General features: G+C 47.8%; 23 protein-coding genes. 13 read left to right on the top strand and 10 right to left on the bottom strand.

The features are described 5' to 3' along the window. The 5 genes from ACYVIC_RS09255 (at position 1) to arsB (ending at position 2,746) form a co-directional block, all read left to right on the top strand. Positions 1-855: a universal stress protein gene (locus tag ACYVIC_RS09255; protein WP_460859291.1), complete on the top strand. Its 855-nt coding sequence runs from the start codon at positions 1-3 to the stop codon at positions 853-855. Next, positions 831-1,019 (top strand): hypothetical protein, encoded by a 189-nt coding sequence (locus ACYVIC_RS09250; protein ID WP_460859289.1) that lies wholly within the window; start codon positions 831-833, stop codon positions 1,017-1,019. The genes ACYVIC_RS09255 and ACYVIC_RS09250 overlap by 25 nt, the downstream gene beginning before the upstream one ends. 106 nt (positions 1,020-1,125) lie before the next feature. Then, a complete protein-coding gene (locus tag ACYVIC_RS09245) occupies positions 1,126-1,377 on the top strand; it encodes a type II toxin-antitoxin system Phd/YefM family antitoxin (RefSeq protein ID WP_460859288.1) in 252 nt (83 codons plus the stop codon). Beyond that, positions 1,367-1,654, top strand: coding sequence for a type II toxin-antitoxin system RelE family toxin (locus tag ACYVIC_RS09240; RefSeq protein ID WP_460859286.1), 288 nt, complete (start codon positions 1,367-1,369; stop codon positions 1,652-1,654). The genes ACYVIC_RS09245 and ACYVIC_RS09240 overlap by 11 nt, the downstream gene beginning before the upstream one ends. 75 nt (positions 1,655-1,729) lie before the next feature. After that, entirely contained in the window at positions 1,730-2,746 is a 1,017-nt protein-coding gene (gene arsB, locus ACYVIC_RS09235; RefSeq protein ID WP_460859284.1) for an ACR3 family arsenite efflux transporter, read from the top strand. Positions 2,747-2,795: 49 nt separating this feature from the next. On the opposite strand, the gene ACYVIC_RS09230 is transcribed toward arsB, so the two are convergent. Beyond that, on the bottom strand, positions 2,796-4,142 hold the full coding sequence (locus ACYVIC_RS09230; RefSeq protein ID WP_460859283.1) for a DUF5011 domain-containing protein: 1,347 nt from the start codon (positions 4,140-4,142) through the stop codon (positions 2,796-2,798). 185 nt (positions 4,143-4,327) lie between these two features. Between ACYVIC_RS09230 and ACYVIC_RS09225 the strand changes: the two genes are divergently transcribed. Continuing rightward, on the top strand, positions 4,328-4,489 hold the full coding sequence (locus ACYVIC_RS09225; RefSeq protein ID WP_460859281.1) for a hypothetical protein: 162 nt from the start codon (positions 4,328-4,330) through the stop codon (positions 4,487-4,489). Positions 4,490-4,580: 91 nt separating this feature from the next. Here the strand turns inward: ACYVIC_RS09225 and ACYVIC_RS09220 are convergent, their stop codons facing one another. Beyond that, a complete protein-coding gene (locus tag ACYVIC_RS09220; protein ID WP_460859280.1) occupies positions 4,581-5,342 on the bottom strand; it encodes an MBL fold metallo-hydrolase in 762 nt (253 codons plus the stop codon). A gap of 132 nt (positions 5,343-5,474) precedes the next feature. On the opposite strand from ACYVIC_RS09220, the gene ACYVIC_RS09215 reads away from it, so the two are divergent. Together ACYVIC_RS09215 and ACYVIC_RS09210 are read left to right on the top strand one after the other, a co-directional pair. Next, a complete protein-coding gene (locus tag ACYVIC_RS09215; protein WP_460859278.1) occupies positions 5,475-6,788 on the top strand; it encodes an amidohydrolase in 1,314 nt (437 codons plus the stop codon). Positions 6,789-6,792: 4 nt separating this feature from the next. Continuing rightward, positions 6,793-7,362 carry a DNA-3-methyladenine glycosylase I gene (locus tag ACYVIC_RS09210; RefSeq protein WP_460859276.1) on the top strand — a complete coding sequence of 190 codons (570 nt, stop codon included), beginning with the start codon at positions 6,793-6,795 and terminating at the stop codon, positions 7,360-7,362. Between the two features lie 28 nt (positions 7,363-7,390). Here the strand turns inward: ACYVIC_RS09210 and ACYVIC_RS09205 are convergent, their stop codons facing one another. Next, complete coding sequence (locus ACYVIC_RS09205) at positions 7,391-9,370, bottom strand: TonB-dependent receptor (protein ID WP_460859275.1); 1,980 nt, start codon at positions 9,368-9,370, stop codon at positions 7,391-7,393. A gap of 164 nt (positions 9,371-9,534) precedes the next feature. Continuing rightward, the gene (locus ACYVIC_RS09200) at positions 9,535-10,305 is read right to left on the bottom strand and encodes a LytTR family DNA-binding domain-containing protein (RefSeq protein WP_460859273.1); all 771 of its coding nucleotides are present in this window, start codon (positions 10,303-10,305) and stop codon (positions 9,535-9,537) included. A 132-nt stretch (positions 10,306-10,437) separates the two neighbouring features. Between ACYVIC_RS09200 and ACYVIC_RS09195 the strand changes: the two genes are divergently transcribed. Next, positions 10,438-10,665 carry a hypothetical protein gene (locus tag ACYVIC_RS09195; protein WP_460859271.1) on the top strand — a complete coding sequence of 76 codons (228 nt, stop codon included), beginning with the start codon at positions 10,438-10,440 and terminating at the stop codon, positions 10,663-10,665. A gap of 162 nt (positions 10,666-10,827) precedes the next feature. On the opposite strand, the gene ACYVIC_RS09190 is transcribed toward ACYVIC_RS09195, so the two are convergent. Next, the gene (locus ACYVIC_RS09190) at positions 10,828-13,038 is read right to left on the bottom strand and encodes a TonB-dependent receptor (protein ID WP_460859269.1); all 2,211 of its coding nucleotides are present in this window, start codon (positions 13,036-13,038) and stop codon (positions 10,828-10,830) included. A 175-nt stretch (positions 13,039-13,213) separates the two neighbouring features. Here ACYVIC_RS09190 and ACYVIC_RS09185 point away from each other — a divergent pair, with 175 nt between their 5' ends. Together ACYVIC_RS09185 and ACYVIC_RS09180 are read left to right on the top strand one after the other, a co-directional pair. Continuing rightward, positions 13,214-13,765, top strand: a complete 552-nt coding sequence (locus ACYVIC_RS09185; RefSeq protein WP_460859267.1) for a YfiR family protein — start codon at positions 13,214-13,216, stop codon at positions 13,763-13,765. Further along, on the top strand, positions 13,765-15,336 hold the full coding sequence (locus ACYVIC_RS09180; RefSeq protein WP_460859266.1) for an ATP-binding protein: 1,572 nt from the start codon (positions 13,765-13,767) through the stop codon (positions 15,334-15,336). The genes ACYVIC_RS09185 and ACYVIC_RS09180 overlap by 1 nt, the downstream gene beginning before the upstream one ends. Before the next feature lie 14 nt (positions 15,337-15,350). Here ACYVIC_RS09180 and phoR read toward each other — a convergent pair whose 3' ends face one another. Together phoR and phoB are read right to left on the bottom strand one after the other, a co-directional pair. Then, positions 15,351-16,676 carry a phosphate regulon sensor histidine kinase PhoR gene (gene phoR / locus ACYVIC_RS09175; protein ID WP_460859264.1) on the bottom strand — a complete coding sequence of 442 codons (1,326 nt, stop codon included), beginning with the start codon at positions 16,674-16,676 and terminating at the stop codon, positions 15,351-15,353. Positions 16,677-16,694: 18 nt separating this feature from the next. Beyond that, on the bottom strand, positions 16,695-17,381 hold the full coding sequence (phoB, locus tag ACYVIC_RS09170; protein WP_335736051.1) for a phosphate regulon transcriptional regulator PhoB: 687 nt from the start codon (positions 17,379-17,381) through the stop codon (positions 16,695-16,697). A 363-nt stretch (positions 17,382-17,744) separates the two neighbouring features. Here phoB and ACYVIC_RS09165 point away from each other — a divergent pair, with 363 nt between their 5' ends. Together ACYVIC_RS09165 and ACYVIC_RS09160 are read left to right on the top strand one after the other, a co-directional pair. Beyond that, a complete protein-coding gene (locus ACYVIC_RS09165; protein WP_460859262.1) occupies positions 17,745-20,426 on the top strand; it encodes a hypothetical protein in 2,682 nt (893 codons plus the stop codon). Between the two features lie 131 nt (positions 20,427-20,557). Next, the gene (locus ACYVIC_RS09160; protein WP_460859260.1) at positions 20,558-23,209 is read left to right on the top strand and encodes a TonB-dependent receptor domain-containing protein; all 2,652 of its coding nucleotides are present in this window, start codon (positions 20,558-20,560) and stop codon (positions 23,207-23,209) included. 64 nt (positions 23,210-23,273) lie between these two features. Here the strand turns inward: ACYVIC_RS09160 and ACYVIC_RS09155 are convergent, their stop codons facing one another. The 3 genes from ACYVIC_RS09155 to pstB all read right to left on the bottom strand — a co-directional run bounded on the left by ACYVIC_RS09155 (position 23,274) and on the right by pstB (position 25,995). After that, positions 23,274-24,179, bottom strand: coding sequence for a porin (locus tag ACYVIC_RS09155; protein ID WP_460859258.1), 906 nt, complete (start codon positions 24,177-24,179; stop codon positions 23,274-23,276). 276 nt (positions 24,180-24,455) lie between these two features. Beyond that, complete coding sequence (gene phoU, locus ACYVIC_RS09150) at positions 24,456-25,181, bottom strand: phosphate signaling complex protein PhoU (RefSeq protein ID WP_460859256.1); 726 nt, start codon at positions 25,179-25,181, stop codon at positions 24,456-24,458. 43 nt (positions 25,182-25,224) lie between these two features. After that, positions 25,225-25,995, bottom strand: coding sequence for a phosphate ABC transporter ATP-binding protein PstB (pstB, locus tag ACYVIC_RS09145; RefSeq protein WP_460859255.1), 771 nt, complete (start codon positions 25,993-25,995; stop codon positions 25,225-25,227). Positions 25,996-26,058 lie beyond the last annotated feature (63 nt).

The following is a 26,058-nucleotide window of genomic DNA, read 5'->3' as shown; positions in this document are numbered from 1 at the left end:
ATGAGCAAAAAAGTACTGGCGTGTATTGACGCCTCACCCTATGCCCAAGCGGTATGCGACTATGCGGCCTGGGCAGCAAAAAAACTTGATGTGGCCATGTCGGTTATTCATGTACTGGATAAATCTGCCAAACCGGCCACTACCGATTTAAGCGGCAGCATTGGCCTGGGCAGCCAGGAAGCGCTGTTAGCCCAGCTGGCTGAGCTGGACGAACAACATAGCAAGCTGGAGCTACAACGCGGCCGCATTATGCTGGATGCCGCCAAAGCCCGTGCCGAAGCTGCCGGCGTAAAAGCGGTAGACGAGCGCCTGCGCCATGGCCAGTTGGTAGAAACCTTAGCCGAGCTGGCAGAGGAAACCCGCTTGCTGGTACTGGGTAAGCGCGGCCTGAGCAGCGCCGATGCACACGGCCATATTGGCCTGCATGTCGAGCGGGTTATACGCACATTGCACAAGCCAATATTGCTTACCCAACAAAGCTACACTGAGCCCAAAAGCATCATGCTGGCCTTTGATGGCAGCGCCACAGCACTCAAAGGTCTGGAAATGCTTTCTGCCAGCCCGCTGGGTAAAGGCTTGCCAGTGCATCTGGTGATGGCCGGTGCAACCACCGCCGCCACGGAAGCACAAATGGCCAGTGCCGCCACCATTTTACGTAGTGCCGGTTTTGACACCACTGTGGCGATTGTTGGCGGCGAGCCGGAAACAGTGTTGCACCAATATCAGCAAGATCACAATATTGATTTGTTGGTCATGGGCGCTTACGGCCACTCGCGCATCCGCCAGTTTATTGTTGGCAGCACCACCACAGCGATGATTAGTAAAGCCAAGTGCAGCCTGTTGATCTTACGTTAAGCAAACCCGGCCCGGCGCCCTGCCGGGCCAATTCAACTGGCGAAAAGCTGGAACTGGGTACTGGCATCAGTGCACAGTTTTGGCTAAGCCGTCAGCAAAAATATGATCTGCATAAAGCTGCCACGCTTAATGTGGTAGCAGAGCCGCTGTACCAATATGGCTAAACAGTGTGGGTTAGCGCAGGCACGTTAGTGGGTAAATTGAAGCTGGCGCTTAGCAATATATCGGTCTAAAATAAGACCACAATTAAGCGCTTAATATGAGGTCTTTATGCGACAGGTGTTGGCGCAGTGCTCGGCCAGTATTTCAGAATTAAAAAAGAACCCAACAGCATTACTTAACGAAGCCAATGGTGCTGCAGTGGCTATTCTTAACCACAACAAGCCAACGGCTTATCTGGTGCCAGCTGAAACTTATGAATGGTTAATGGAAAGACTGGACGATTATGAGCTGGCGCAAGTGGTTGAAAGCCGGCGCGCTGGGTTAGCTGACGCAGTGGAAGTCAGCCTGGATGAGCTATAAGCTAAAGTTTTTACCGCTGGCACTAAAAGAGTGGCAAAAACTGGCACTGCCGATTAAAGCGCAGTTCAAAAAAAAGCTTGCTGAGCGCTTAGAAAACCCCCATGTCCCCTCAGCCCGGCTGCATGGTTATGACAATGTCTACAAGATCAAACTACGTACAGCCGGTTACCGGCTGGCTTATGAAGTGATAGATCATGAAGTAGTGGTGTATGTTTTAGCCGTTGGCAAGCGCGACAAAGATACGGTCTATAAGAAACTGGCCAGCCGCAAAGTTTAACGCTGTAACTGCAGACTAAAGTCATTATTTAGCTTTTAAAAGCAATTGAATAGGGTTGCTTCCCAGGAACTTAACATGGGTATTTTTGAACGGTATTTATCAGTTTGGGTGGCACTGTGTATTGCTGCCGGTGTGCTGCTGGGCAATATTTTCCCTACGCTATTTCAGGCTATTGCTGCGCTGGAATACGGCCAGATTAACCTGGCGGTAGCGCTGCTGATTTGGCTGATGATCTACCCGATGATGGTGCAAATTGATTTTGCGGCCATTAAAGATGTCGGTAAAAAGCCCAAAGGCCTGGTGCTGACGCTGGTAATGAACTGGCTGGTAAAACCCTTTACCATGGCTGCGCTCGGCTGGTTGTTTTTTAAAGTGTTTTTTGCAGGCATAGTAGATCCGAAAAGCGCGAATGAATATATCGCAGGTATGATTTTACTCGGCGTAGCGCCCTGCACCGCTATGGTATTTGTCTGGAGCCAGCTGACCAAAGGCGATGCCAATTACACGCTAGTGCAGGTGTCGGTAAACGACATTATTATGATTTTTGCCTTTGCGCCGCTGGCTGCCCTGCTACTGGGTGTCAGTGATATTGCCATTCCGTGGCAAACGCTGTTGCTGTCTGTCGTGCTTTACGTGTTACTGCCGCTGATTGCCGGTGTGCTTACACGGAAAAAACTGAACAACGGCGGCAGCGCACAGCGCATAACCACTTTTTTAGCCCATGCCAAACCCTGGTCAATGATTGGCCTGTTGACCACAGTCGTGCTGCTATTTGGCTTTCAGGCACAAACCATAGTAGCCAAGCCGCTGATTATTCTGCTGATTGCCATACCACTGCTCATTCAAACCTACGGCATTTTTGCCATTACCTATGCTGTAGCGAAAAAAATGCGCTTGCCGCATAACATCGCAGCCCCGGCGTGCATGATCAGCACCTCAAACTTTTTTGAACTGGCAGTGGCTGTCGCCATCGCTCTATTTGGTTTAAACAGCGGCGCGGCGCTCGCCACCGTGGTAGGTGTGCTGGTAGAAGTGCCGGTAATGCTATCGCTGGTATACTTTGCCAACCGCACCCGGCATTGGTTTAATTAGAACAGTGATAGATTACCGGATACTTACGGCGTTATGTTAAAGCCGGACTTTAATCTGTTCTGTCTAAGCCGCTAGCTAATGTCGGTGATGCATTAAGTAAACGTTTCTTTATAGATTCGGCATAATAATCTGGCTCCCATTTACCAACAAAATCATCAGGCCACGTTGAACGATCAAACCATTGATGATCACCCGCCTCTAATCGAAATTCTGGCCATGCCCGGTAAAGGTGATGCATAAATTCATGTTGAAACCACTGAGGCTGATAGCTACGTCTCTCTACTTGTAAATATATACCAGAGCCCATATGTTCTGGCTTTCGGGTAAACCAAGCATCATCAGATAACAAAAGTGGTTTATCATCGATTAATCCCATTCCTCCAGTAATAAAATGTAGGTTAAAGCCAGAACCATCACCGGGCACTGCTGATGGGGCAATTACCCACCACATGTCGGTTTTATTCTTTATCTCTTCAGGTACATCCATCACCATCTGCTCGGAGTCTGGATAGGCGACAACGACATTTCCCTCACGCACAGAGCTCACACTGGTGCATTGATTTAATTCATGTACCACAAGTTTTAGTTCACTACCGCGAGTAATGGCTTTTATCCAACGCCGAAAAAGATCTGTAGATTCATACAAAAGGTGGTAATTATTATTCATGATGGCCGGATCAATGGTTACATCAACTGTTTCTGGAGATAAATCTGGCCAAGTTAGACGTTCGATGGTTGCACATGAAGCAATGATAGCTGTTAGCTGAAGTGTATTTTGGGTAGTGACCTCGCCAACTTTTGTGATCTCATCGAGCATTCTAAGACCATAATAAGCCACGGGATGCCCAGCATTTAATCCTTTTACTGATACACCATTTTTCCAAACATCATCAGAAAATGGTTGCGCTGCAAAAATGGCATCAATACGTTCTCTTGCTGCAGAATAATCACCGGCAATTACCTCATCATGCGCTTTGATAAGCGTCTCTACAGAGTTAATGTAACTAGATGGCAAAGCTTGCTGAATAGCTGCATTACTGACAAAAGCGTCAATTCCGGGTGCTACAACCTGAACTTCTCTAATCGATGTGGAAACATTTCCAGCACTATCTTGCGCCTTGAATTGCAGTTCATAAGTTCCTGCTATATTAACATCTACTGCTCCGGTTATTGAAACTGCCACACTACCATCAACCTGATCTATAGCTCTTGCTCCAAGATCAGAATATTCTATGCCTTGCTCATGAAAAATACTGGATTGACCAAGAAGCGTAATCACTGGAGGCAAGGTATCATTTAATGCTGGAGGTTGAGGTGGAATACTTACATCATTTTTAGATTCACCACCACAGGCACTTAGTAAAACCGATAACAGACTCATTGCAACTATTCGCATATTAAAATCTTCCTTGTTATTTCATACAGTAATTTATTGCCACCGCCTGCAATAAGAACACAAACCAAACATGAACCACATAATAAAAATAAAATATAACAATAAATTACATAAAGAAACGTTTTAAAAACGTATTCTATCAATTAACACTTATTTTAATGTTACTTCTGAGTCATTGCAGCGTGATGACATTATTTTGTATTCTGATTCGTAAAGAATTGCTGGATGCCAGCCACGGCAAACGCTCGGTTATGGCCGGACTGAATTATGCCCTAGGCACGCCGGATCAAGGTGGCGACGCTTTTGGATGTATTGTCACGCTGTCGATTATTATAACGCTGTGCTAAATCGCGATGAGCCTAGCCATAGACACCAACGCCGGCGAGCGCGAGAACAACTCACTGACCTAACTGCTAAGCCAGCCGCTGAGCTATAGCCTTAGTGCGAATTAGGTTGCCAGCCCAGTGTATGAATAATGCGGTTTTTCATCGAGTGCCAGTGGTTTTTTGGCAAGGTTGGTGCTTGCAAGAGAATGTCAGCAAAGTTAATACTCCCGCCTGCCCGTGGTGGCAGATGGGCAAAATACAGCTGACTGGGCGCCAGGCTACTAACCCGCTGCAACGACTGCTTATATTGATTCGGATGACACACCGGATATGGCGGTACCAGCCGCTTTTTTACCGACACGATTAAATCAGCGATATACAGCTGCTTAGTTGGCATATGCAGCAAAGACAAGTCATGGTCAGTGTGACCCGGCGTGTAAAGCACCTGCCAGTCGGGGAAATCAGGCAGCGGCTGCTCGTCCAACAGCAACAAGTCCGGCTTTAAAATCGGGTTGTACCAGATATGCCGTTTAGGTTTACCTAAACGGTTAGCCACCCACCAGGTTAAGCTAACATCTATTAAATGCGCGGTGCGGCCAAGCAGGCCGCCATACCAGCGCCGTGCTTTGGGGTGGCAGCCAATACGGGCGCCGGTTAAACGCCGCAGTTTATGCGCACCGCCGGCGTGGTCAGGGTGCATATGGGTTACTACTATCAGTTTTAGCGTACTTAACGGCAAAGCTAATTGTTGCTGAATATAATCACACACTGTTGCAATATCCGCCCGGCTACAGCCATCCAGCAGCAATAAGCCGGCCGCATCCTGCACCAGATAAATGTTCTGTATATAACCCTTGAGAATATGTAACTGCATTAGGGTATGTTTAGCCTCAGCGTTAGCAACTGGTCCGACATTACCTAAGCTGACGGCAATTTGCCAGCAGCAATTGCCATTTTCATCAGTGGCGCTTATGGTAGTAGTTCACTATACCGTTTTGGAGACTTTATGCGCCGGTCACTACTAAGTTTGGCATTACTACCTCTGTTATACGCCCCTGATATTGCAGCCGAACTGCGGCCAGAGCTAAGCAAGCAGATTGAGCAGGTAATGCCCAAAGTGATTAGCTGGCGGCGCGACATACACCAGCATCCGGAACTGTCAAACCGCGAGGTACGCACTGCCGCTAAAGTGGCCGCGCATTTAGAAAAACTCGGTTTGGAAGTACGCACCGGCATTGCCCACACCGGCGTGGTGGGTATTTTAAAGGGCGCCAAAGATGGCCCGGTGGTAGCACTGCGTGCCGATATGGATGCACTGCCGGTCACCGAGCAAACCGGTTTGCCGTTTGCGTCCAAAGTAGTTAGCGAATTTAACGGCCAGCAAACCGGCGTCATGCATGCCTGCGGCCACGATGCGCATGTGGCGATGCTAATGGGGGCGGCTGAAGTGTTAGCCAAACAAAAGGCTGACATTGCCGGCACGATAATGTTTGTGTTTCAGCCAGCCGAGGAAGGCCCGCCAGCCGGTGAGGATGGCGGTGCCAAGATGATGCTGGCCGAAGGTTTATTTGCCAACCCCAGCCCGTCGGCGATTTTTGGTCTGCATGTTTGGCCCGGCGAACCCGGCCAGCTGCAGGTAAAAACCGAAGGTATAATGGCCGCGGCTGACAGCTTTCAGATTACCGTTAAAGGCAAACAAGTACATGGCTCCAGCCCCTGGCGCGGTATCGACCCGATTAACGTGACCGGCCAGCTGATCAATGCCATTAACCTGATCCCGGCGCGGCAGATTGATGTCACCAAAGCGCCAGCCGTGGTGTCCTTTGGTCAGGTGCACGGCGGTATCCGCTGGAACATTATTCCCGACGACGTAAAGCTGGAAGGCACCATTCGTACCTTTGACAGCGAGATGCGTGAAGACTTAATCGCACGTATGGCGCATACCAGCGAGCATATTGCCAAAGCCAGCGGCGCTGAAGCACATTTTCATGTACACAACTTTGCCGCCGTTACCTGGAACGACCCGGCATTAACCGACTGGGCCATGCCAAGCCTGCAGTGGGCGGCTGGTAGCAAAGGCGTGGCGCCAATAAAGCCGATCACCGGCGCCGAAGATTTCTCATTTTATCAGCAGCAAATTCCGGGCGTGTTTTTCTTTTTAGGCATCTCGCCCGAGGGCAAACCGCTAAGCGAAGTACCGCCAAACCACTCACCAATGTTTGATGTTAACGAAGATGCCTTAGTTAACGGTGTGCGGGCATTAACTGGCCTGGCATTGGATTATCTGGCACAGCCACCAGCACTTAAGCAAAAAGGCTAAACAGATGAATACACCCTGCCGCTGCCACTGGGTCGATTTAAGCAAGCGAGATTATGTTGCCTACCACGATACCGAATGGGGCGTGCCGGTGTATGACGATAACAAGCTGTTTGAATTTATAACCTTAGAAGCCGCTCAGGCTGGGCTGAGTTGGTACACCGTGCTGAAAAAACGCGACAGCTATCGCGCGGCCTTTGCTAACTTTGATCCGGTGAAAGTGGCGGCTTTTAATGAGGCCAAAGCGGCAGAGTTACTACAAAACCCCGGCATTATCCGTAACCGCTTAAAAGTGGCGGCAGCGATTAACAACGCCGCCCGGTTTTTAGAGATACAAGCCGAGTTTGGCAGCTTCAGCGCTTATCAATGGCAGTTTGTCGGCGGCAAACCGCAGCAAAACAGCATTGCCGGGCCTGAAGATTACCGCGCCACCAGCCCCGAGTCTGACGCCTTTAGTAAAGACTTAAAAAAACGTGGCTTTAAGTTTGTTGGCTCAACCATTATTTACGCCCATATGCAGGCCTGCGGTATGGTGAATGACCATCACAATGATTGCTTTCGTAAACACAGTAACTAAAGCGGTGCCATCACGGCCCGGGTAACGGCTAAAAATTACCACTAAGTGCGATCAGCAGGCTGGGATCACTGCGCTCCAGGCTGTAATAGCGATACGCCACAGCATGGCTGCGATCCGGCATAAAAACATCGCGCTGATACTTATAGTCGGCGCCAAACAGGTTTTTTAATGTTACCTCCAGTGTCAAACCATGGCGCAAACTGAACTCGGCGTAGATATCGCTAGTCGCTTTGTTTTTCTGGCGGTAAACCTCGTCGGGGTAAAACGCCGTCTCTACATTGGCAAAATCGATCGTCAAGCCCCAGCTATACCAGTCTGCGTGTTTTCTCAGTTCAATGTCGCCACTGTGCGGTGTTAGCCAGGAAATAGCCCGGTTGCCGGTTAATGGGTCGGCATAACGGGCTTCGCGAAAGCTGTAATTCAGGGTTATTTCACTGCCCTGCACCAACCAATGGCTGGCCAGGTTAAGCTTTATATCGACTCCGCTGTAACTTGCCTGGCTAGCATTGGCTAGCCCCCAGCTGTCGGCATCAAATTGTACAAACTCATGAATATCATTGATTTTATGCCAGAACAGCGCTGTATTTAGTGCCCAATAATCGCTAACACCATAATTTAACTCGTAGCTCAGCTCCAGTCTTTGCTGCGGTTTTAACCGCGCATTACCGGCTTGCTCGCGGCCAAAGTCGTTATCCAGCCCCGGAATAAAATCGGCAAAGTCCAGCTGTTCAACCTTACGCTGTAGCGTGAAGGTTGATTGCAAGCCACTTTCGCGCTGGTGACTTAATTTAATTAACGGCTTTAGATAGCGATTTTGGGTTTGGTAGTAGTACTGAGTCTCAGTTTGCAGCGTGGCGTATTCACCGGTTAATTTTGCATACCATTGCCACTGTGCATTTAGCTGTATTTTGCTGGCTATGTAAGGCTCGGCCCGGTTTTCCTGTACTGTGGTTGTTAGCCCCCCGTGCATCAGCGTATTGGCATTCAACCGGTTTTGGCTAAGCTCGAGCCCCAGCTCAGGCTGCCACCACAGCGTGGCTTGCTGGCTACTGAACTTGATCACTTGTTCAGTGAGTGTTTTGCGCTGGCTAAACAGCCCAATGTTGTTGTTATCTTGTTCTGCGGTATCTGTCTGCGAGTCATAGTCTGAGCGCTGCCGGCGGTATAGCCCGCTAATTTGCCATAACCAGCCATCGTAGTCGTCATTTGCCTGTTGTTGCCAGTCCAGGCCCAACTCAAACTGCTGCTGATTATTCTGGCTATTGATAGCTTCTGTCGCTGCAACGGCAGCATCTTGCAGCCATCTGCGCCGGTAGCGCTCCTGATAGCCTTGTTGCTGCCATTGGCTATTAAGCTGCAAGTAACTATTGCCCAGTGTCTTGCCAGAGGTTATGGCAAGATTGCTGTCTTTTGTCGCATCGCTGTAATCCTCACTACCGTTAAGGTCTGGGCTACTATCCGCACCGGTCTGGAAAAAGCTGCTGTGACTTTGCAGCAAATCTTTTTCGCGACTGACGTGCAGTTGATGATCCCAGCCGAGCCAGACAGCGCTGCTTTGTAGCGATAACGCTTGCGGTTGCTGCATAGCCAAAGCAGATCCTGCTGCTATGCGCCAGCTGATTTGGGGCTGCGCAGTATGCCGAAGCAGATTGATCACCTGAGTATGTTGGCTGGCCGCGGCAAACGGGTGCCCCGCCAGATACACCTCCATGGCGCCAAGTTGACTGACAGACAGCCCGGCCAGCATATCTGCCAGAGATTGCGATTTATTAAGCACGGGTAAGCCATTAATCAGCACATTGCCGCTGGCATTGCTAAGACCGCGCTGACTGTTTGAGTCAACAAACCGGAAGCCGGCAACCTGCTTAACAATATCCAGTGCCGACTGGCCAGACATGTGTGCCAGCTCAGTCTGGCTATAGTGGGTTATGGTTTCAGCACTGACCTGCTGCAACGCAGCCATCAGGCAAACAACCATAACCGGGATTACCCGTTCACAACGTAACATAAACTCTCTGCTGTTTCCCATTTGACAGCGCTATTTGCGCAAATAGCAGTTGGCTACTCAAGGCAAAAGTGTTGAATGGTAAAGCTTAGGGACGAATGGACTTGCTTCTGTACAACCATTAGCAGGCTAAGGGATAAACGGATCAGGGCTAGCATAGCCGCTATTTATGCGGCGTTTTGCAGGCGAGCCCTGACCGCCTGCTTATGCGCTTTACTGAGCGCAACCACCCGGCCACTTTTAAGCTCGACATAGCCACTGCCGGAAGATTTTAACTTTACGCGGGCGATATGCTGAATATTGACCAGATGGGCGCGGTGGGTGCGAATAAACATCTGCTGCGGTAGCTGAGTTTCGATATCTTTTAGCGTGCCACGTTTAAGCCAGCTACGCTCAGCTGTGCAAACTTCAACATAATTACTGGCCGAGTTAACCTGAATAATATCGTCGAAGCTTAGCCGTATAGCGCCCTCGGGTTGTTCGATAGTCAGCATGTGGCCAGCGGTGCTGACGGCCTCTTCCGGCTGTGCTTGTGGCAAAGCCAGATATCGCTGCCATATAAACACATTGATAAAGATAACCACAGGGTGCACAGGGGCAAAATACAACAGGCTGTAGGCAATACTGTCGTTAAGTACAGCCAAATCAAATAGTGCCTGACATAACATGGCATTGATAAATATCAGTGTACAAATTTGCAGATAACGGCGCTTGGTTAACTGCTGTTTAGCCTCAGCCCGGCTTAACAGCCGGAACAACAGTGGCGTAAACAACAACCACAGGCCCCACTCTTGCAATGCCCATAGCGGGTGATTATTCAGTTTATCGCTATCAGGCACCCACAGATCATGCAGTGTGTCTATCAAGCTTAAGAATAGGATCACCCCACTCCAACCCAGTAAGGATACCCACCACTCTTGCCGTAGTTGCTTGTCCATTGTGCCTCTACATCCTAAATAGCTATCTGATCCCCCCAAAAGCAAGCAAAGGGGCTAACTTTTAACCCGGCTATACTACTTAATTGCAGAGCTTTATTAAAACTGAATGTTTTTGATTTTAATGCAGACTTGTTGCTCTTACTACACACTCATCAATATAACGCCCAAAATGAAGTCACGCAAAATACCGACCGCCGCTCGGTGGCAATTGCCGGTATGCAAAACCTGTGCAGCCTTATCATAAAACAAGCCCAGTCAACACTGATTAACGACGCCAGGGCACCGCAGTGGTACACCTATATTGATGAGCAAATAAATAAACTATTACAGCAAGGTTCTATGAAACTGGCGGTAGTATAAATTCAGGACACAGTAACAGGCCGTATCAGCGCTCAACACCTGAAACCCGCCCAGGTGTTGAGCGCTGCAGACTACCGCCAGTTTTGTTTTATCTGCGACTACTTAGATGTGTGTTTTAGCTTAACTGCTACACGCTAACCCTTACGAAACAGCGATGGTAGCTTAAAATGCTGTTTTTAACTCAATCCCTATTATCCTAGGGTCATTCACTATGCCAGTCAGGTTATTAAAATCAATACCACCGACTAAGGCTGTTTTATCAGTGAGATTTCGGGCAAAAAATGACACATCATAGCGACCATTTTGCCATGTGTAGCCGACAGCGATACCGCCTTCAAGCAGAGGATCAGCGCGAAATTCACGGGATTCGTAGAGAAAGAAATTCATTGCACTACGCCAGGTCCAATCGCTGTGCATATAAATCTGCCCGGTCTTGTAAGGCCGTTCGTAGTGCACATTAAACTGCATGGTCCAACGCGGAGCATAAGGCAATGGGTTACCATCTATGTGAGCCAGCGGTACACCATTGACCAGGGTAATAGGATCAACAACGGTACAAGGAGCGCCACAGATACGCACCTTTAGCTCAGAATCATTAATTGCGGTGTGATTGTAACTTACACTACCTGAAAGGCTCCAATACCGACCTAATTTCGTGTCGAAATCCGCCTCTACACCACTGCCATCTGCCCGAGCCGCATTGAGCAATTCCGAGGTATTGCCTGAGCCACCAACAGCAGTCAACTGAGGGGAATCAAAGCGATAATTATATAACGTAACACCATACCGCAAGCGCTTGTCGGCGGATTCAGCTTTTAGCCCCGCCTCAAGAGATAATACAGTTTCTGACTTGGCATAGGATATGTTATTGCTAAACATTACCCGCCCCTGGAAACTTGGCGCTCGAAACCCTTCGGCAAGCCTTATAAAAGTGTTGTAATGCTGATTAAGTTGCCAGGACGACGTTATATCCCAACTTAAATGACTTACATCGCTGCTATTTTTTATTGGCGCTAAGTTTGCGCCACCGAACGGGGTTTGGCTGCGCTCTGCAGTAAAACGTTTTCGATCTATGGTTTCCCTTAATCCAGCACGTAATTGCCAATCGTCACTTAGTGAATAGCCAGCTGACGCAAACACGGCTATGGCCTGATTATCTTGCCGTATTACTGCATAACCGTTTTGCTCCCCGCCTGAAATTGAGCTGTAATTAAAGTTTTCAACCTTCTGCCCCTCGTCAAACCAAAGCAAACCCGCTTGCCAATCCAGCCCCCCCTGACTGTTTGATGCCAGTCGCAATTCCTGAGTAATTTGTCCATGTCTTGGCAGGCCTGCTGCCGTTTCAGAATCAAATGGAATAAACCCGGGCCCTGAGGGCTGCGCCGAATTGGTACCAAAACCGCCGTCTATGTCACCACGACTAAATACATCCGCCGTTTCAAACGCCGTAATAGCATAGAAATCAAAGTGCGGCATAACCCATTTTAGGTGAATGCTTGCACCAAGATGAGATAAATCCTGCTGATTTCGACCATCCTGAGCTGCACGGTCAGGTTGGAAGCCCTCTACAAAATCGTTGCTGCCGCGCTCAATAATGTTGGCGCGAAATAATCTGGCTGAACCATCGAGGTCACGGCCATGCAACTTAAATAATGCGTCAAAATCCTCCAGACCTTGATACCTGAGCTGTAAACGGAAAGCGGAATCACGAAAGCCATCAAACCCCGATTCGGGACCTGTATATTCGTTTTTTACCCAATCATTACGCTGCTGCTGTGTCACAGACACACGACCGGACCAATTTTGCCCCAGAGGCCCGCTTACAGCGGCTTCAAAATTCCGACTTTGGTAACTGCCAAGCCCCAACCGGGCATATCCGCCAAATGACCGTCCCGGCTTTACCGAAGTAAGATTAATAATGCCAGCTGGGGTATTGCGACCAAATAGTGTTCCTTGAGGCCCGCGGGCCATTTCCAACTGAGCAAGATCAAAGATGGGGAAGCCTTTGAGTATCGGACTTTCCATTAGGACATCATCATACAAAAGTGAGACCGGTTGAGAGGCGTATATATCGAAACTCGTATTACCTATACCGCGAATATAAAAACGTGGAAAAGTACGGCCAAATGACGATTCAGCCTGAAAGCTCGGCATCCGTGAAGCAAAAAGACGCATGTCATCGCCAACAACACTGAGTATTGACAGCTGTTTTGCAGATAAAACCGTTGTCGCAATAGGTACATGAAGAATATTCTCTAACCTGCGCTGTACCGTGACTTCAATTTGCATTAACTGCTCAAGCTCAAGATCAAACAATGAAACTTGATCATCAACCGCCGTAACGTGCAGTGAAACAAGCACAGCCAGCGACACGCAAGCTCTTCGCATTATTGCATGCTCCTTTACCTATCTGGCATAAGCAGGAATTTAACTTATACCATTTACTGTAGCAGGCAAATTGAAAAATACTCAAGCACTCATCTCAGCACTTTACAAATGTAATTAAAGACGCTAATACTTTCGCATATATAAACATCAGGCAACTGTGTTGAAAGTATTACACATTGTTATTTTCATAACTTTGCTGACAGCAACGTTTAGCTTCGCTGCACTGGCTGCCGAACAAAAATCCGTTAAAAACCAAAAAGATTATGCGCTTTTACAAGCTGCTTACCTGTTCAATATTGCTAAGTTTATTAGCTGGCCTGCACAACATCAGCAACAGCCATTAAAAATCTGTTTGCTGGGCGATGCGGCCGCTGAATTGCAAGTTCATTTCTCTGATGCCTTTAAACAGCGCACATTAGGCGAGCGCAAAGTTGAAACTTTTGCCGTTACCACAAAAACAGAATTAAGCACTTGCAATCTTATCTATCTTACCTCAGATTCCGTTGCCGAATTACCACCAACAAAGGACTATTCAAACATATTGGCAGTGAGTTCGCCTGAAGTTACGGCGGTAAAATCTGCCTTGTTTGACCTTCGTCTTGAGTCTGGACGTATTTTCATTTATTACAATAAAGCAGCACAAACAAGGTTTCAGCTCCCCATAAATACCGCGCTACTGCGAATCACAAAGCCAACGGGTGAGGAACCGTAATGAGAGGCACATTACGACAAAAGATCTTTGCAGGATTGATTGCTGTAGCTGGCCTGGCGATGCTTATTGGCCTGGTACCATTGTATTGGTTGATGCAAAACAGTTATCAACAACAACTTATCATCTCAAGTCATACACAAGCACGAATTCTGGCAGAAATGTCTACCGCATCTTTGCTGTTTGAGCAGCCTCAAAGCGCGAACGATATTCTGGCAACACTTTCGGCATCGCCAGATGTACAACGCGCGATACTATTTCGCTTATCTGAAGACAAACTAACTACTTTTGCTGAATATGGTAGTGTGTCTGATGAAAATTTGGCACAACCAACAGGCAACACCCAAAACACTTACATAACAGATAAATTTTTACATTTCAGCATCCCCGTGCAGTTACAGGAGCAAACACTGGGGTCACTTTTTATGAAGGTCAGTTTACATCGCATCAAAGATGAAGTGCGTAATGCCGCAACCATTGCAGGAGCGGCTATTCTGCTGGCGCTATTAATTACGTTTTGGTTAGCGCGGCAATTAAGTAACAGTCTGCTAAGCCCAATCTATCAGCTTAGAAAAGTGATTACTGTTGTGACAGCAAACCAGGACTATAGCCAACGTGTCAAAGATAAATTTGCTGCAGAATTAGGTGAGCTGGTAGACGCCTTTAATACCATGCTTGATGTTATTACTGCATACAACCGGCAAAGAAAAGAAAATGAAGAAAAGGTAGTAAAACTTAACCTGGAATTAGAACAGCGCGTTTATGAGCGCACCTTGCAGCTAACTGAAAGTATAAACAATTTAAAAACCACACAGATGAAGCTAATAGAGCAGGAAAAACTGGCTTCCTTAGGCAGTTTAGTAGCTGGTGTGGCCCATGAGATTAATACACCGGTTGGCGTTGCCGTTACGGCAAGCTCTCACCTGCACTATGTGCTGCAACAATCTCAAGCCGAATTTCAAAAAGGCACTCTCAGTAAGCAAAGTTTGCAAAACTTTTACCGAGAAATGCATGAAAGTGCCGACATTATTAGCCGCAACTTAGATAGAGCTGCAGAACAAATAACCAGCTTTAAAATGGTTGCGGTAGACCAGAGCAGCGAAGAAACCCGGGTATTTATGCTCAAAGACTATGTTGAGCAAATTATCCTGTCGCTACGTCCTCATTTTAAAAATACCCAGCACCGAGTTGAATTAGACATATCTGAAGCTCTGAAATTAGACAGCTATCCCGGCTATTTTTCTCAGATATTTACCAATCTATTAATGAACTCGTTAATCCATGGTTTTGCAGACAAAAATGATGGCAAAATACTGGTAAAAGCGGTGTTAAATGGCAGCTCACTTAATATTGATTATTATGACAATGGCAAAGGCATTGACCCTAAGGTTAAAACAAAAATCTTTGATCCTTTTGTGACAACTAACCGGCATAACGGCGGCAGTGGACTGGGCACCTATATTCTCTACAATATGATAACTCAAGCTTTAAAAGGGCATATTGTTTTAAAAGAAGATGTTGATGAAGGGGTACACTTTTTAATCACAATACCTATAACGCCGGTTGAAAAATAATAGTGAAGCATTGCTTAATGTTTTTTCTTTTCTTTTCTGCTGTGTCCAAAAACCAGCTCAGGCGGCAAACTAAATGAAAAACTACTGCCTTTACCCGGCTCGCTAAAGATCATTAGCCGGCTGTTGTGGCGTGACAACACGTGTTTTACTATCGCCAGACCCAGGCCAGTGCCGCCGGTATTGCGAGCGCGGGCTTCATCTACGCGGTAAAAACGTTCGGTTAGGCGTTTAACGTGCTGCGGCGCTATGCCCGGGCCGTTGTCATTTACAGCAAACACCGCTTTTAAATGCTGACGCTGCCAGCTGATATGGATATCACCGCCGTTTTGCGTGTATTTAATGGCATTTATCACCAAATTAGAAAACGCACTACGCAGCTCTTCGGTAACCCCAGTGACTTTCAATGAAGGATCTATATCAAACACCAGGTTATGTTGTTTGTCGCGGTTAACCGTTTGCGCTTCCTGCTCCAGCTGAGCCAGCATCACAGGTACGTCTACTTCGTCGTCAAACTGTACACGGGCCGAGGCTTCAATACGTGACAAGGTTAACAGCTGCTGCACCAAAGCATCCATACGCTTAGTTTGGTCAAGCATCACGTTGTGGGCTTTTTTCCACATAGCTCTGTCAGGCAGATGTTCATCATCCATCACTTCCAGGTAGCCCTGCAGCACAGTCAGCGGAGTGCGCAGTTCATGCGACACATTGGCGACAAAATCTTTACGGATTTGCTCCAGCTGCTTTAGCTGAGTAATATCGCGTACGATCAGCAGATACTGCTCAATACCGTACGGCATAATATTAAACTCCAGCGTTAACTGGTCATTGACCGGCGAAGCCAGCACCAGCGGTTGGTCAAACTTAGCGGCTTTAATGTACTGCAAAAATTCCGGATGGCGGATCAGGTTATCCAGCCGCTGGCCCTCATCAGCCGGCCAATGCAAGCCAACCAGAATTTGCGCCAGTTTATTACTCCAGATAATGCTCCAATCATTGCGCAGCACCACTACGGCTTCTGGCAGAGCTTCGGCTCCGTCGCGAAAGCGGCGTACTACGTTGCGCAGCTCACGGCGTTTACGCCGGTCACGCCGCTGCAGATAGTAAATGCCTTCAAATAAATGACCCCAAATGCCCTCACTAATTGGTGGCGACAGCTTACGATCGCGCCACAGCCATTTGTCCATTAAAAACAAATGGTGGTAGTGCCACAATAACAAGGCAACGGTAAAGATTAGCAGTGCCAGCAACAGGCTGTTGGAAACCAAGCCAACCAGAGCAATAAAACAGAAAAAAAGGAATAGTTTGGTGTAAACCATCCTTTTTGATAACAGTTGGCGCATAGCGGTGGCGTTAACCCTTTATTTGGCAGAAAAACGGTAACCGGAGCCCCGTACGGTTTGCACTAATCTATCATGGCCGGCCAGAGAAATCGCTTTACGTAAACGGCGAATATGCACATCTACCGTGCGATCTTCCACATAAACGTTGGTACCCCATACATGATCCAGCAGTTGTTCACGGCTGTAAACCCGCTCAGGGTGCGTCATAAAGAAATGCAGCAGGCGAAACTCAGTTGGCCCCATATCCAGCGCCTGATCCGATGCCATTACCCGATGCGATACCGGGTCAAGCTTTAAGCCCTGCACTTCGATCACTTCATCCAGGCTGGTCGGTGCCACACGGCGGATCACCGCTTTAATACGCGCCATCAGTTCTTTTGGTGAAAACGGCTTGGTTACATAATCGTCGGCGCCCACTTCCAGGCCGCGCACTTTGTCTTCTTCTTCACCGCGGGCGGTGATCATAATAATCGGGATATTACGCGTCAGATCGTGCTGCTTCATTTTTTTCGCTATCTGAATGCCACTGCCTCCAGGTAACATCCAGTCCAGCAACACTAAATCCGGATAGGGTTCTACCAGGGCGTTTACTGCCGATTCAAAATCCTCAGCCGTCACCGCCTGATAACCATTTTGTTCCAGCACAAAGCACAACATGTCACGGATTGGCGCTTCATCTTCCACTACCAGGATCTTTCTTGCCATTGTTCTCACCACGTAAAAAATAGCGGCCTCAGGCCGTACCGGTTAATTGTTTACTCTGCCTAGTATCACTTCACATTATGACATTTTTATGAAAGCCACACATCTACACCAGCTCAATGCTAAATACCGGACAAAAAACAACTAATAAACATAGCAAACAAAAATTAAACATCAGCAGTTCCGCTACGGCGTGACACTAAGATGAATTTTTTTTGACAGTGTAAAGCCAAGCCTTAGTGTTAATAAGGCCTTAGCCCACTGTCATGCTGCAGCCATATAGTTGTAATAAAATCGTCACGTCCCCGTTGTAGGGTGCAAGCAACTTTTTAGCACCACCGACAATAACACAACGGAGAGATGGTAATGGCTTTAGGTAAACTGATAAAACTGAGCGCAGTGGCAACAGCCCTTATGCTGGCTGGCTGCGGTGGCGACTTAGTCGTTAACGCTGGTGGCAACGACAATGGTGGCAATAATGGCGGCGGCAACCCGACGCCACCACCAACCAGTGCCTGTCCGGCTTTTGCTACGCAGGGAAATAGCCTGGCTGGCGTTAGCAAAACAGTGTGTGAAATTACCGGCACTATCACCAGTGATGTCCGTTTAACCAAAGACATTGCCTGGTCATTAAGCGGCAAGGTCACCGTAGGTAACGACAATGCTAACAGTGCAACACTGACCATCGAGCCGGGCACAACCGTTTTTGGTAAGAGCGGTGCCGACTATCTGGTTGTTGCCCGTGGTTCAAAAATTCAGGCAATCGGTACTGCAGCTGATCCAATCATCATGACGTCAGTTAACGATATGTTGGGCTTATCAGATGAAGAATCTGCTGCTGAATGGGGTGGCCTGGTATTACTGGGTAAGGCACCTACTAACAAATGTGATCAAGCTAATTTGGCAAGCTGTCAGGTTGAAGCCGAAGGCGAAGCCGGTCCATACGGCGGCGCTGACCCAGAAGATAGCAGCGGTGCGCTGAAATATGTGCAGGTACGTTACGCTGGTTTTGAGGTTATTCCAGATAACGAGCTGAACGGTATTACCTTTGCCGGTGTCGGTCGCGGCACTACTGTGGAATATATTCAGGTACATAACAACCTGGATGACGGTGTTGAGTTTTTCGGTGGTACTGTTGATGCCAAATATGTTGTGTTAACTGGCAACCGTGATGACTCACTAGACTGGGCTGATGGCTGGACTGGCCGTATGCAGCACGTATTAGTGCGTCATAACCCGAACGATACTAAAGCCAACCGCGGCATCGAGGCTGATAACCAGTCTGGTAACTTTACTGCTGAGCCGGTATCTAAACCGCAAATTGCCAACATGACTATTGTCGGTAATAACTTTGACGGCGAAGACGACTCAGAAGGTGTGTTATTGCGCGCCGGTACGGCCGCAGAACTATACAACTTTGTTATCACCGGCCCGTCAGGCATGGGTGAGTGTTTTGAAATTAACTCAGATGAATCTGTTGCCAATGCCGGTAATGGTGAAATTGTGTTTCGCAATTCTATTATCGATTGTGCAGAGCCAACTAAAAATTCAGTCGATGGCAATGGCAACGTAACTCTGGATGCGCAAGCGTGGTTTATGCAGCAGCCAGGCAACATGATTACTGATGCCTTATTAGGTGGCTATATCCCAGCACCAAACTCACCAGCACTGGGCAATGGTTACAATGTTGCTAACAACGTCGACCCATGGTTCGACACAGTAGATTACATTGGTGCTTTTGATGGTACCACGGACTGGACAGTAGGTTGGACAGTCGGCATTCACCCGGAAGACGATTTAGCTGCCTGTCCGTCTGGCACAACTGAAGTAAATAGCTTAAGCGGTAAATTAAACTGTCAGTTAACCGGCGATATCACTGATAACATCACCTTGGTTGCCGGTGCAGATTATGTATTAAGTGGCCGCGTACGTGTGGGTATCGACAACACTACTGCAGCGACCTTAACGGTACAGCCTGGCGTGCGTATTTATGGTAAATCCGGTGCTGACTTCCTGGTGGTTACTCGTGGCTCAAAAATTGAAGCTAACGGTACTGCTGCTAACCCAATCGTGATGACCTCTGTACAGGATGTGATTGGTTCACCAACCGCTGCTGGTCAGTGGGGTGGTTTAGTATTACTGGGTAAAGCACCTAGCAACAAATGCGACCAGGCAGATCTGGCTAACTGTCAGGTATCGGCTGAAGGCGATGCCGGTAACTACGGCGGTAATAACCCGGCTGATAGCAGCGGTACGCTGAATTATGTGGTTGTAAAACACGCTGGTTTTGAAGTTATCCCGGATAACGAATTAAACGGTATTACTTTCGCAGGTGTTGGTTCAGGTACTAAGTGTGCAAACATCCAGGTTCACCAGAACGTTGATGACGGTATTGAAATGTTTGGCGGCAGCGTCAGCTGTAAAAACGTAGTATTGACCGCAAACGGTGATGACTCAGTAGACTGGGCAGACGGCTGGAACGGTAAGCTGCAATTTGTACTGGTAAAACATGCTGCTGATGGCGCCAAAGCAAACCGTGGTATTGAAGCGGATAACCAATCAGGTAACTTCGGCGCCCTGCCAATCTCTAACCCGACTATTGCCAACATGACCATTATCGGCAACACCTTCGATGGTGATGACGATTCTGAAGGTGTATTACTGCGTGCCGGTACTAACGCGCAACTGGCTAACTTTGTTATCACTGGCCCAGAGGGAATGGGTGAGTGTCTGGAATTTGACTCTGCAGAAACCAAAGCACTGGCGGCAGCAGGCTCATTAACCATGACAAACTCTGTAATCGCCTGTGCAGAGCCATTTAAAGGCGACCTGGGCAACGGCACCACTACCGAGCAGTGGTTCATGGGCCAGGCTGGCAACAGCGTAGCAGCTAATCAGGCGTCAGTGCTGGATGGCATCTTCACTATCGATGCAACCACGCCAAAAGATATGACGGCAGATAGCTTCTTCGACGCCGTTGACTTTGTTGGTGCAGTAAAACCTGGCAATGACTGGACTGCAGGCTGGGCTGTTGGTTTAGACGACTAACAGCAACAAACACTGCCGGGTTTTACCTGGCAGTGTTTTTTTATTTCACAGCATTGAACCGGCAAAAAAATCAGTCAATGCAACGCAGATATAACAGTAAAAGCTGATAGGACAAAGTTCAGATGAGCAGCATGCAAAAGTTTAATTTCAGTCGTGTAGGCCGCAGTGTGTTGCTGGCACTTAGCACGGCAACCGCGCTGGCGTCACTGGGCGCAGTAGCGCAAGAAACGCAGCCGCAACCGGCCCAAAATGAAGAAGAAGTAGAACGCATTTCTGTATCGGGCCGTCTGATGAGCTCCGCTGCCTCTGCCGCAGCAGAACGCCGCGAGCAACCTTATGTAGCCGAATTGCTGGGCATGGAGCAAATTTCCCGCGCTGGCGATAGCAATGCCGCTACTGCACTGCGCCGCGTTACCGGTTTAACCCTGGTTAAAGACAAGTTTATTTATGTACGCGGTTTGGGTGAGCGCTACTCCAGTACCTTGCTAAATGGTGCCATGGTGCCCAGCCCGGACCCTACCCGTAATGTTATCCCGCTGGATATGTTTCCCGCTGGTATTATTGAAAGTTTAGTGGTGCAAAAGGCCTACTCGCCAGAGCTACCAGCCGCTTTTGGTGGTGGTAATGTTAATATCCGCACTGCGGCTATTCCGCTGCAAACCACCTTTAACCTGTCGGTCGGCACCGGTTACAACAGCCTGAACAGTGACGACGGCTTTGAATATGCCGGCGGCGGTGACGACTGGCGCGGTAAAGACGACGGCAGCCGTGCTATTTCGGCACAATTAGCTGCCGCACAAGCACAGTACGGCGTATTAACGCCGATTAACATTGCCGAAGCCTTAGGCGGTATTACTGGCCCTAATTTAGCTCAGGCAGAAACCATAGTGCGTGAATTAGGTACTGCCTTTAACCGCGATATAGATGTCAGCCGCACCTCGGTAAAACCCGATTTTGATGGCAGCGTCTCTTTTGGCTCGCGCTTTGATATTGCCAAAAACGTGGTATTTGGCGTGATGACTGGTTTAAGCTATGACCGTTCAACGCAGAATATTGACGAGCAGGAGCGATACTACTCCGTATCCGGCGATTCATTAACTCCGCTAAACCGTTACGACGATATTAAAGGTACCGAGCACCAGGTTAAGCTTTCTGGCATGCTGAACTTTGGTTTAGAGCTGGGTGTTGATCACCGGCTGGAAACCTCAACCATTTACCTGCGCGATACCAAAGACGAAATTAAGATTAAAAACGGCGACAGTATCGAAACTATTAACGAAACTAACCGTTTTAATACCGATACCAGTATTTTGTACGAAGAGCGCAGCATGTTAAGCAACCAGTTGCGCGGCAAACATAACTTTCCGTACCTGATGGATTTAGCAGTTGACTGGCAATATACCGACGCCAAAGCACGCCGCTATGCACCGGGCGAAGTAGAATACCGTTACCTGAACGAAACCCAGGCCGACGGCTCAGTGTTTTCCTTCCTGCGCCGCAACCAGAATGCGGTGAACTACAGTTTCAGTGATATGAAAGATAAAACTGAAAACTTAAGCTGGAATGCCAAACTGCCACTTACGCTGGGTAAGGCTGAAATGACGTTCAGCGGTGGCTACAGCTACTTTGAGCGTAGCCGTGATGCCAATACCGACCGCTTTAACTTTGATACCGTAGGTTACAGCCTGCAGCAGTTATCCGGCAGCTTTTCCGAGATTTTCTCTGACAGCAATATTTTAAACCCGGACAACCGCTTTAAAATATCTAACGTGACTACTCAGGCTGATGATTATCTGGCTGCACAAATGATTGATGCCGGGTACGCTGCGTTAGAACTAAACTACGACTATAAATTCCGCTTAAATCTGGGTGTGCGCTATGAAGACTTTAAACAAGTTTCGCTACCTTTGGGCGCAGACGGCAATGTTAGTGGTGAAGTAACCGACTCAGTGCTGCTGGAAGACGGTTTTTACCCGGCATTGTCATTAACCTGGTTTGTTAATGATGACTTGCAAGCCCGCTTTGGTTACAGCAAAACCGTAGTACGGCCAGATTTACGTGAAGTTACCCCGGTACTGTACGTTGACCCGCTAACCGACTTTAAGGTCACGGGCTTTGCCGGCTTAAAAAGCACTGATATCAGCAGTGCCGATGTGCGCTTAGAATGGTATTACGATAACAGTAACTACAGTGTAGGTTTGTTCTATAAAGATTTAGAAAACCCGATTGAAGCCATAGAGTTATCCGGCTCTGACGGTAACTTGTTAATGTCATTCCGCAATGCCGAAAGTGGCAAAGTGTATGGTGCTGAAGCGGAGTTTTTGCAACAGCTGGATATGTTTGGCGGTGACTTTGGCAAACGGGCTGACAATTTCTTTCTGGCGGGTAACCTGACGGTCAGCGAGTCTGAAATCAGTATTCAACGCTTCCCGGGGGCTAACCTGACTAACTTAGAGCGCAGCTTAAGCGGCCACTCTAAGTACGTGGCTAACCTGCAGCTGGGCTTTGACTCGGACAACGACAAGCATAACGCTACGTTAACCTTCAACGTGTTTGGTAAGCGTATTGCCTTTGCCGGTGTCAACGACAAAGACGACGCCTTTGAGCAGCCGTTTAACTCGCTCGACTTCACCTACAGCTATTCACCAATGGAAAGTATGACGCTGAAGCTGGGCCTGAAAAACCTGCTGGACGAAGACGTAGAAATTTTGCAACAAGGCGAAGTGTTGCAAAAGCGGGTTGAAGGCCAAAGTTACAGTGCAAGCTTCTCGTATAAGTTTTAAGCAATAGATAATAAACACAAAAATGCCTGCAAATTTGCAGGCATTTTTTATTACTACAGGAGAGTTAAAACTTATGTTTAATACCCAGCGCCAGATAATCGCGATCAGGCTTGGGCGTGTCTAAGTTAAAGCTGCTGTACCAGCCATACAAGGTGGTATTTTTGCCGGCCTTATAATCAAGCCCCACACTTATAGCGTCATCATCTTCCAGCGTTTGATACTGAGCTTTCAGTTCAGTTTTGCCCAGCGGATAGGCTGCACTTAGCAGCCAGCCATCCTGCTCCAGGCCACTGACAATGTTTTCCTGGCTATGAAATATGGCACCTAATTTAACTCCGGCGACTTTACCCTGAGCCTGCACCCGCATCGCATCATAGCCGGCAACGTCTGAATCTACAGACACTGCCGCATAAAAATTGCTGCTTTTCAGGTTTTCATCACCGTAATACAGCGCTGCCGAAAACGCGTCTTCTGCATCAGCTGCGTCTTCCATCACGTAGGTCAGCTGCACGCCAAAGCCATTAAACGCTGGGCTATAATAGGTGATAGAGTCACTGGCGCGCACTTCGCCTTTCCACAGATTTTTTACGTCAGCCTCGTAGTCGTTAAACAAATCAATCTTGCCCTGAGCATCTTTCAGTGCAGTGTCATGCCGACCCAGGCGGATTTCACCAAAGCTACCTGCCAGACCAACATACTGATTACGAGAGGTAATGTTGTCGCCATTACCAACATCAGCTAAATCTACGCCCCACTCCAGCTGATACACCAGTTTCAATCCACCTTCCAGCTCGTAGTCGCCTTTTAAGCCAAAGCGAGAACTATTGCTTTTGAGCTCAGAAAAGCGACCTTCACCTTCATCACTAGATTGTGCTGACACATTAACCTGGCCGTATACTGTTACAGGATCAGCCTGTACTGGTACTGCCGCTACTATCGCCATTGCTAATATTACTGTTGTGTTCTTCATATTTTGCATCCGAATTAATAACCAATTTTGCTGAGGCCTGTAACAGCACCAGTGTCTCTGACGCCAGTCATGATATGACCATTTTATGACACTTAAATGACAAGATGTCAGTTTCATGTCCATAGCATGTTTTTTTTATGACACAGAACAAGAATTACCTGACCACTGTTGCAAATAGTATTTATCAAATTAATCAGATAGCCAGCACTTTGCCGAAAAACAACCAATAAAAAAGGAGCTTTCGCTCCTTTTATTGTGCTAGTGAAATTTTAGCCATTATTCACGCGTTTTATCCACTATCTGCTGTAATTCCGCATCGCTAAGATGGGCAACATGGCTACCTCTGCTTAGAAAAATTGCCTGCTCGCAGATATTACGGCTATGATCGCCCACCCGCTCCAAGGATTTAGCTACCTGAGATACCTGTAAGCTAACAGCAATTTGTTGTACATCCTGCATCATTGTCGCCAGGCTGTTTTGCAAAATATCATCATACGTACTGTCGATAGCTTTCTCATCACGTAGTACCGTGAGGGCTGCTTTGGCATCCATCTGTTCAAAGGCGACTACTGCACGTTCAAACATTTGCAGTACTTCCTCTCCCATCAGATTCAGGGTGTTTAGCTGCGCCTCTGATGGCCGGCTATTTGGTAATTCTCTGATCAGCGCTTTTGCGATACGCTTAGCCATGTCGCCGATACGCTCTACATCGTTAACACTCTTTAAAATCGCCAGTACCAGTCGTAGATCAGTGGCAGCTGGCTGACGCCGTGCCAGTATATCCAAACAATGCTCGTCTATATCGACTTCAAAGCTATTCACCTGACGGTCAGATTGCTTTACCTGCTTGGCCAATGCCAGATCTGCGGTGGTAAAAGCTGCCATTGCATCGCGTAATTGCTGTGCTGTTAACTTAGCCATCTGCAAAAAGCGTTCTACCGCTTGCTGCAGCTCCTCATCATAAGCCTGTGAATAGTGACCACCAATCTTACTATTTGGCATAATGCCAGTCTCCTGAAAAATGTACCGGACGCACTGGGATCGATTAACCGTAACGGCCGGTAATATAATCTTCGGTACGTTTTTGCTGCGGGTTGGTAAATACATCATTAGTATTACCAATCTCTATCAGATTACCCAAATGGAAAAACGCCGTACGATCAGATACCCGCGCCGCCTGCTGCATATTGTGTGTAACGATAACAATAGTAAAATTTTGCTTCAGCTCGTCAATCAGCTCTTCAATAATTGAGGTGGCTATAGGATCCAGTGCGGAACAAGGTTCATCCATCAGGATCACTTCCGGGCTTACCGCTATACTGCGTGCGATACACAGCCGCTGCTGTTGGCCGCCAGATAAACCGGTGCCGGGTTGATCCAGCCGGTCTTTAACTTCACTCCAAAGACCTGCGCGGCGCAAGCTGGATTCAACAATATCATCCAAATCAGCTTTACGCTCTGCCAGACCATGTAAACGCGGGCCATAGGCTATGTTTTCGTATATCGACTTTGGAAACGGGTTTGGTTTTTGAAACACCATACCCACCTGAGCCCGCAGTTGTACTACATCTAACGCCGGTTCATGAATGTCACGGCCGTCGAGCGTAATGCTGCCGGTTACCCGGCAATGCTCTATTGTATCGTTCATGCGGTTCATGCAACGTAAAAACGTTGATTTACCACAACCAGACGGGCCAATAAAAGAAATCACTTCATTCTGATACACGTCCATACTGATGCCATGCAGCGCTTCATTTTCGCCATAGAATACTTTGACATCTTTGGCGCTGATTTTTACCGGAACTGTGTTTGTCATGCGTTTATCCGTTAGCTAAAAACTAAAACTGTTACTACACCTTGCAGCAGGCTATGTGCTACT

Source organism: Rheinheimera gaetbuli (genome assembly GCF_054781935.1).
This window is presented reverse-complemented; position numbering and strand designations above follow the sequence as displayed.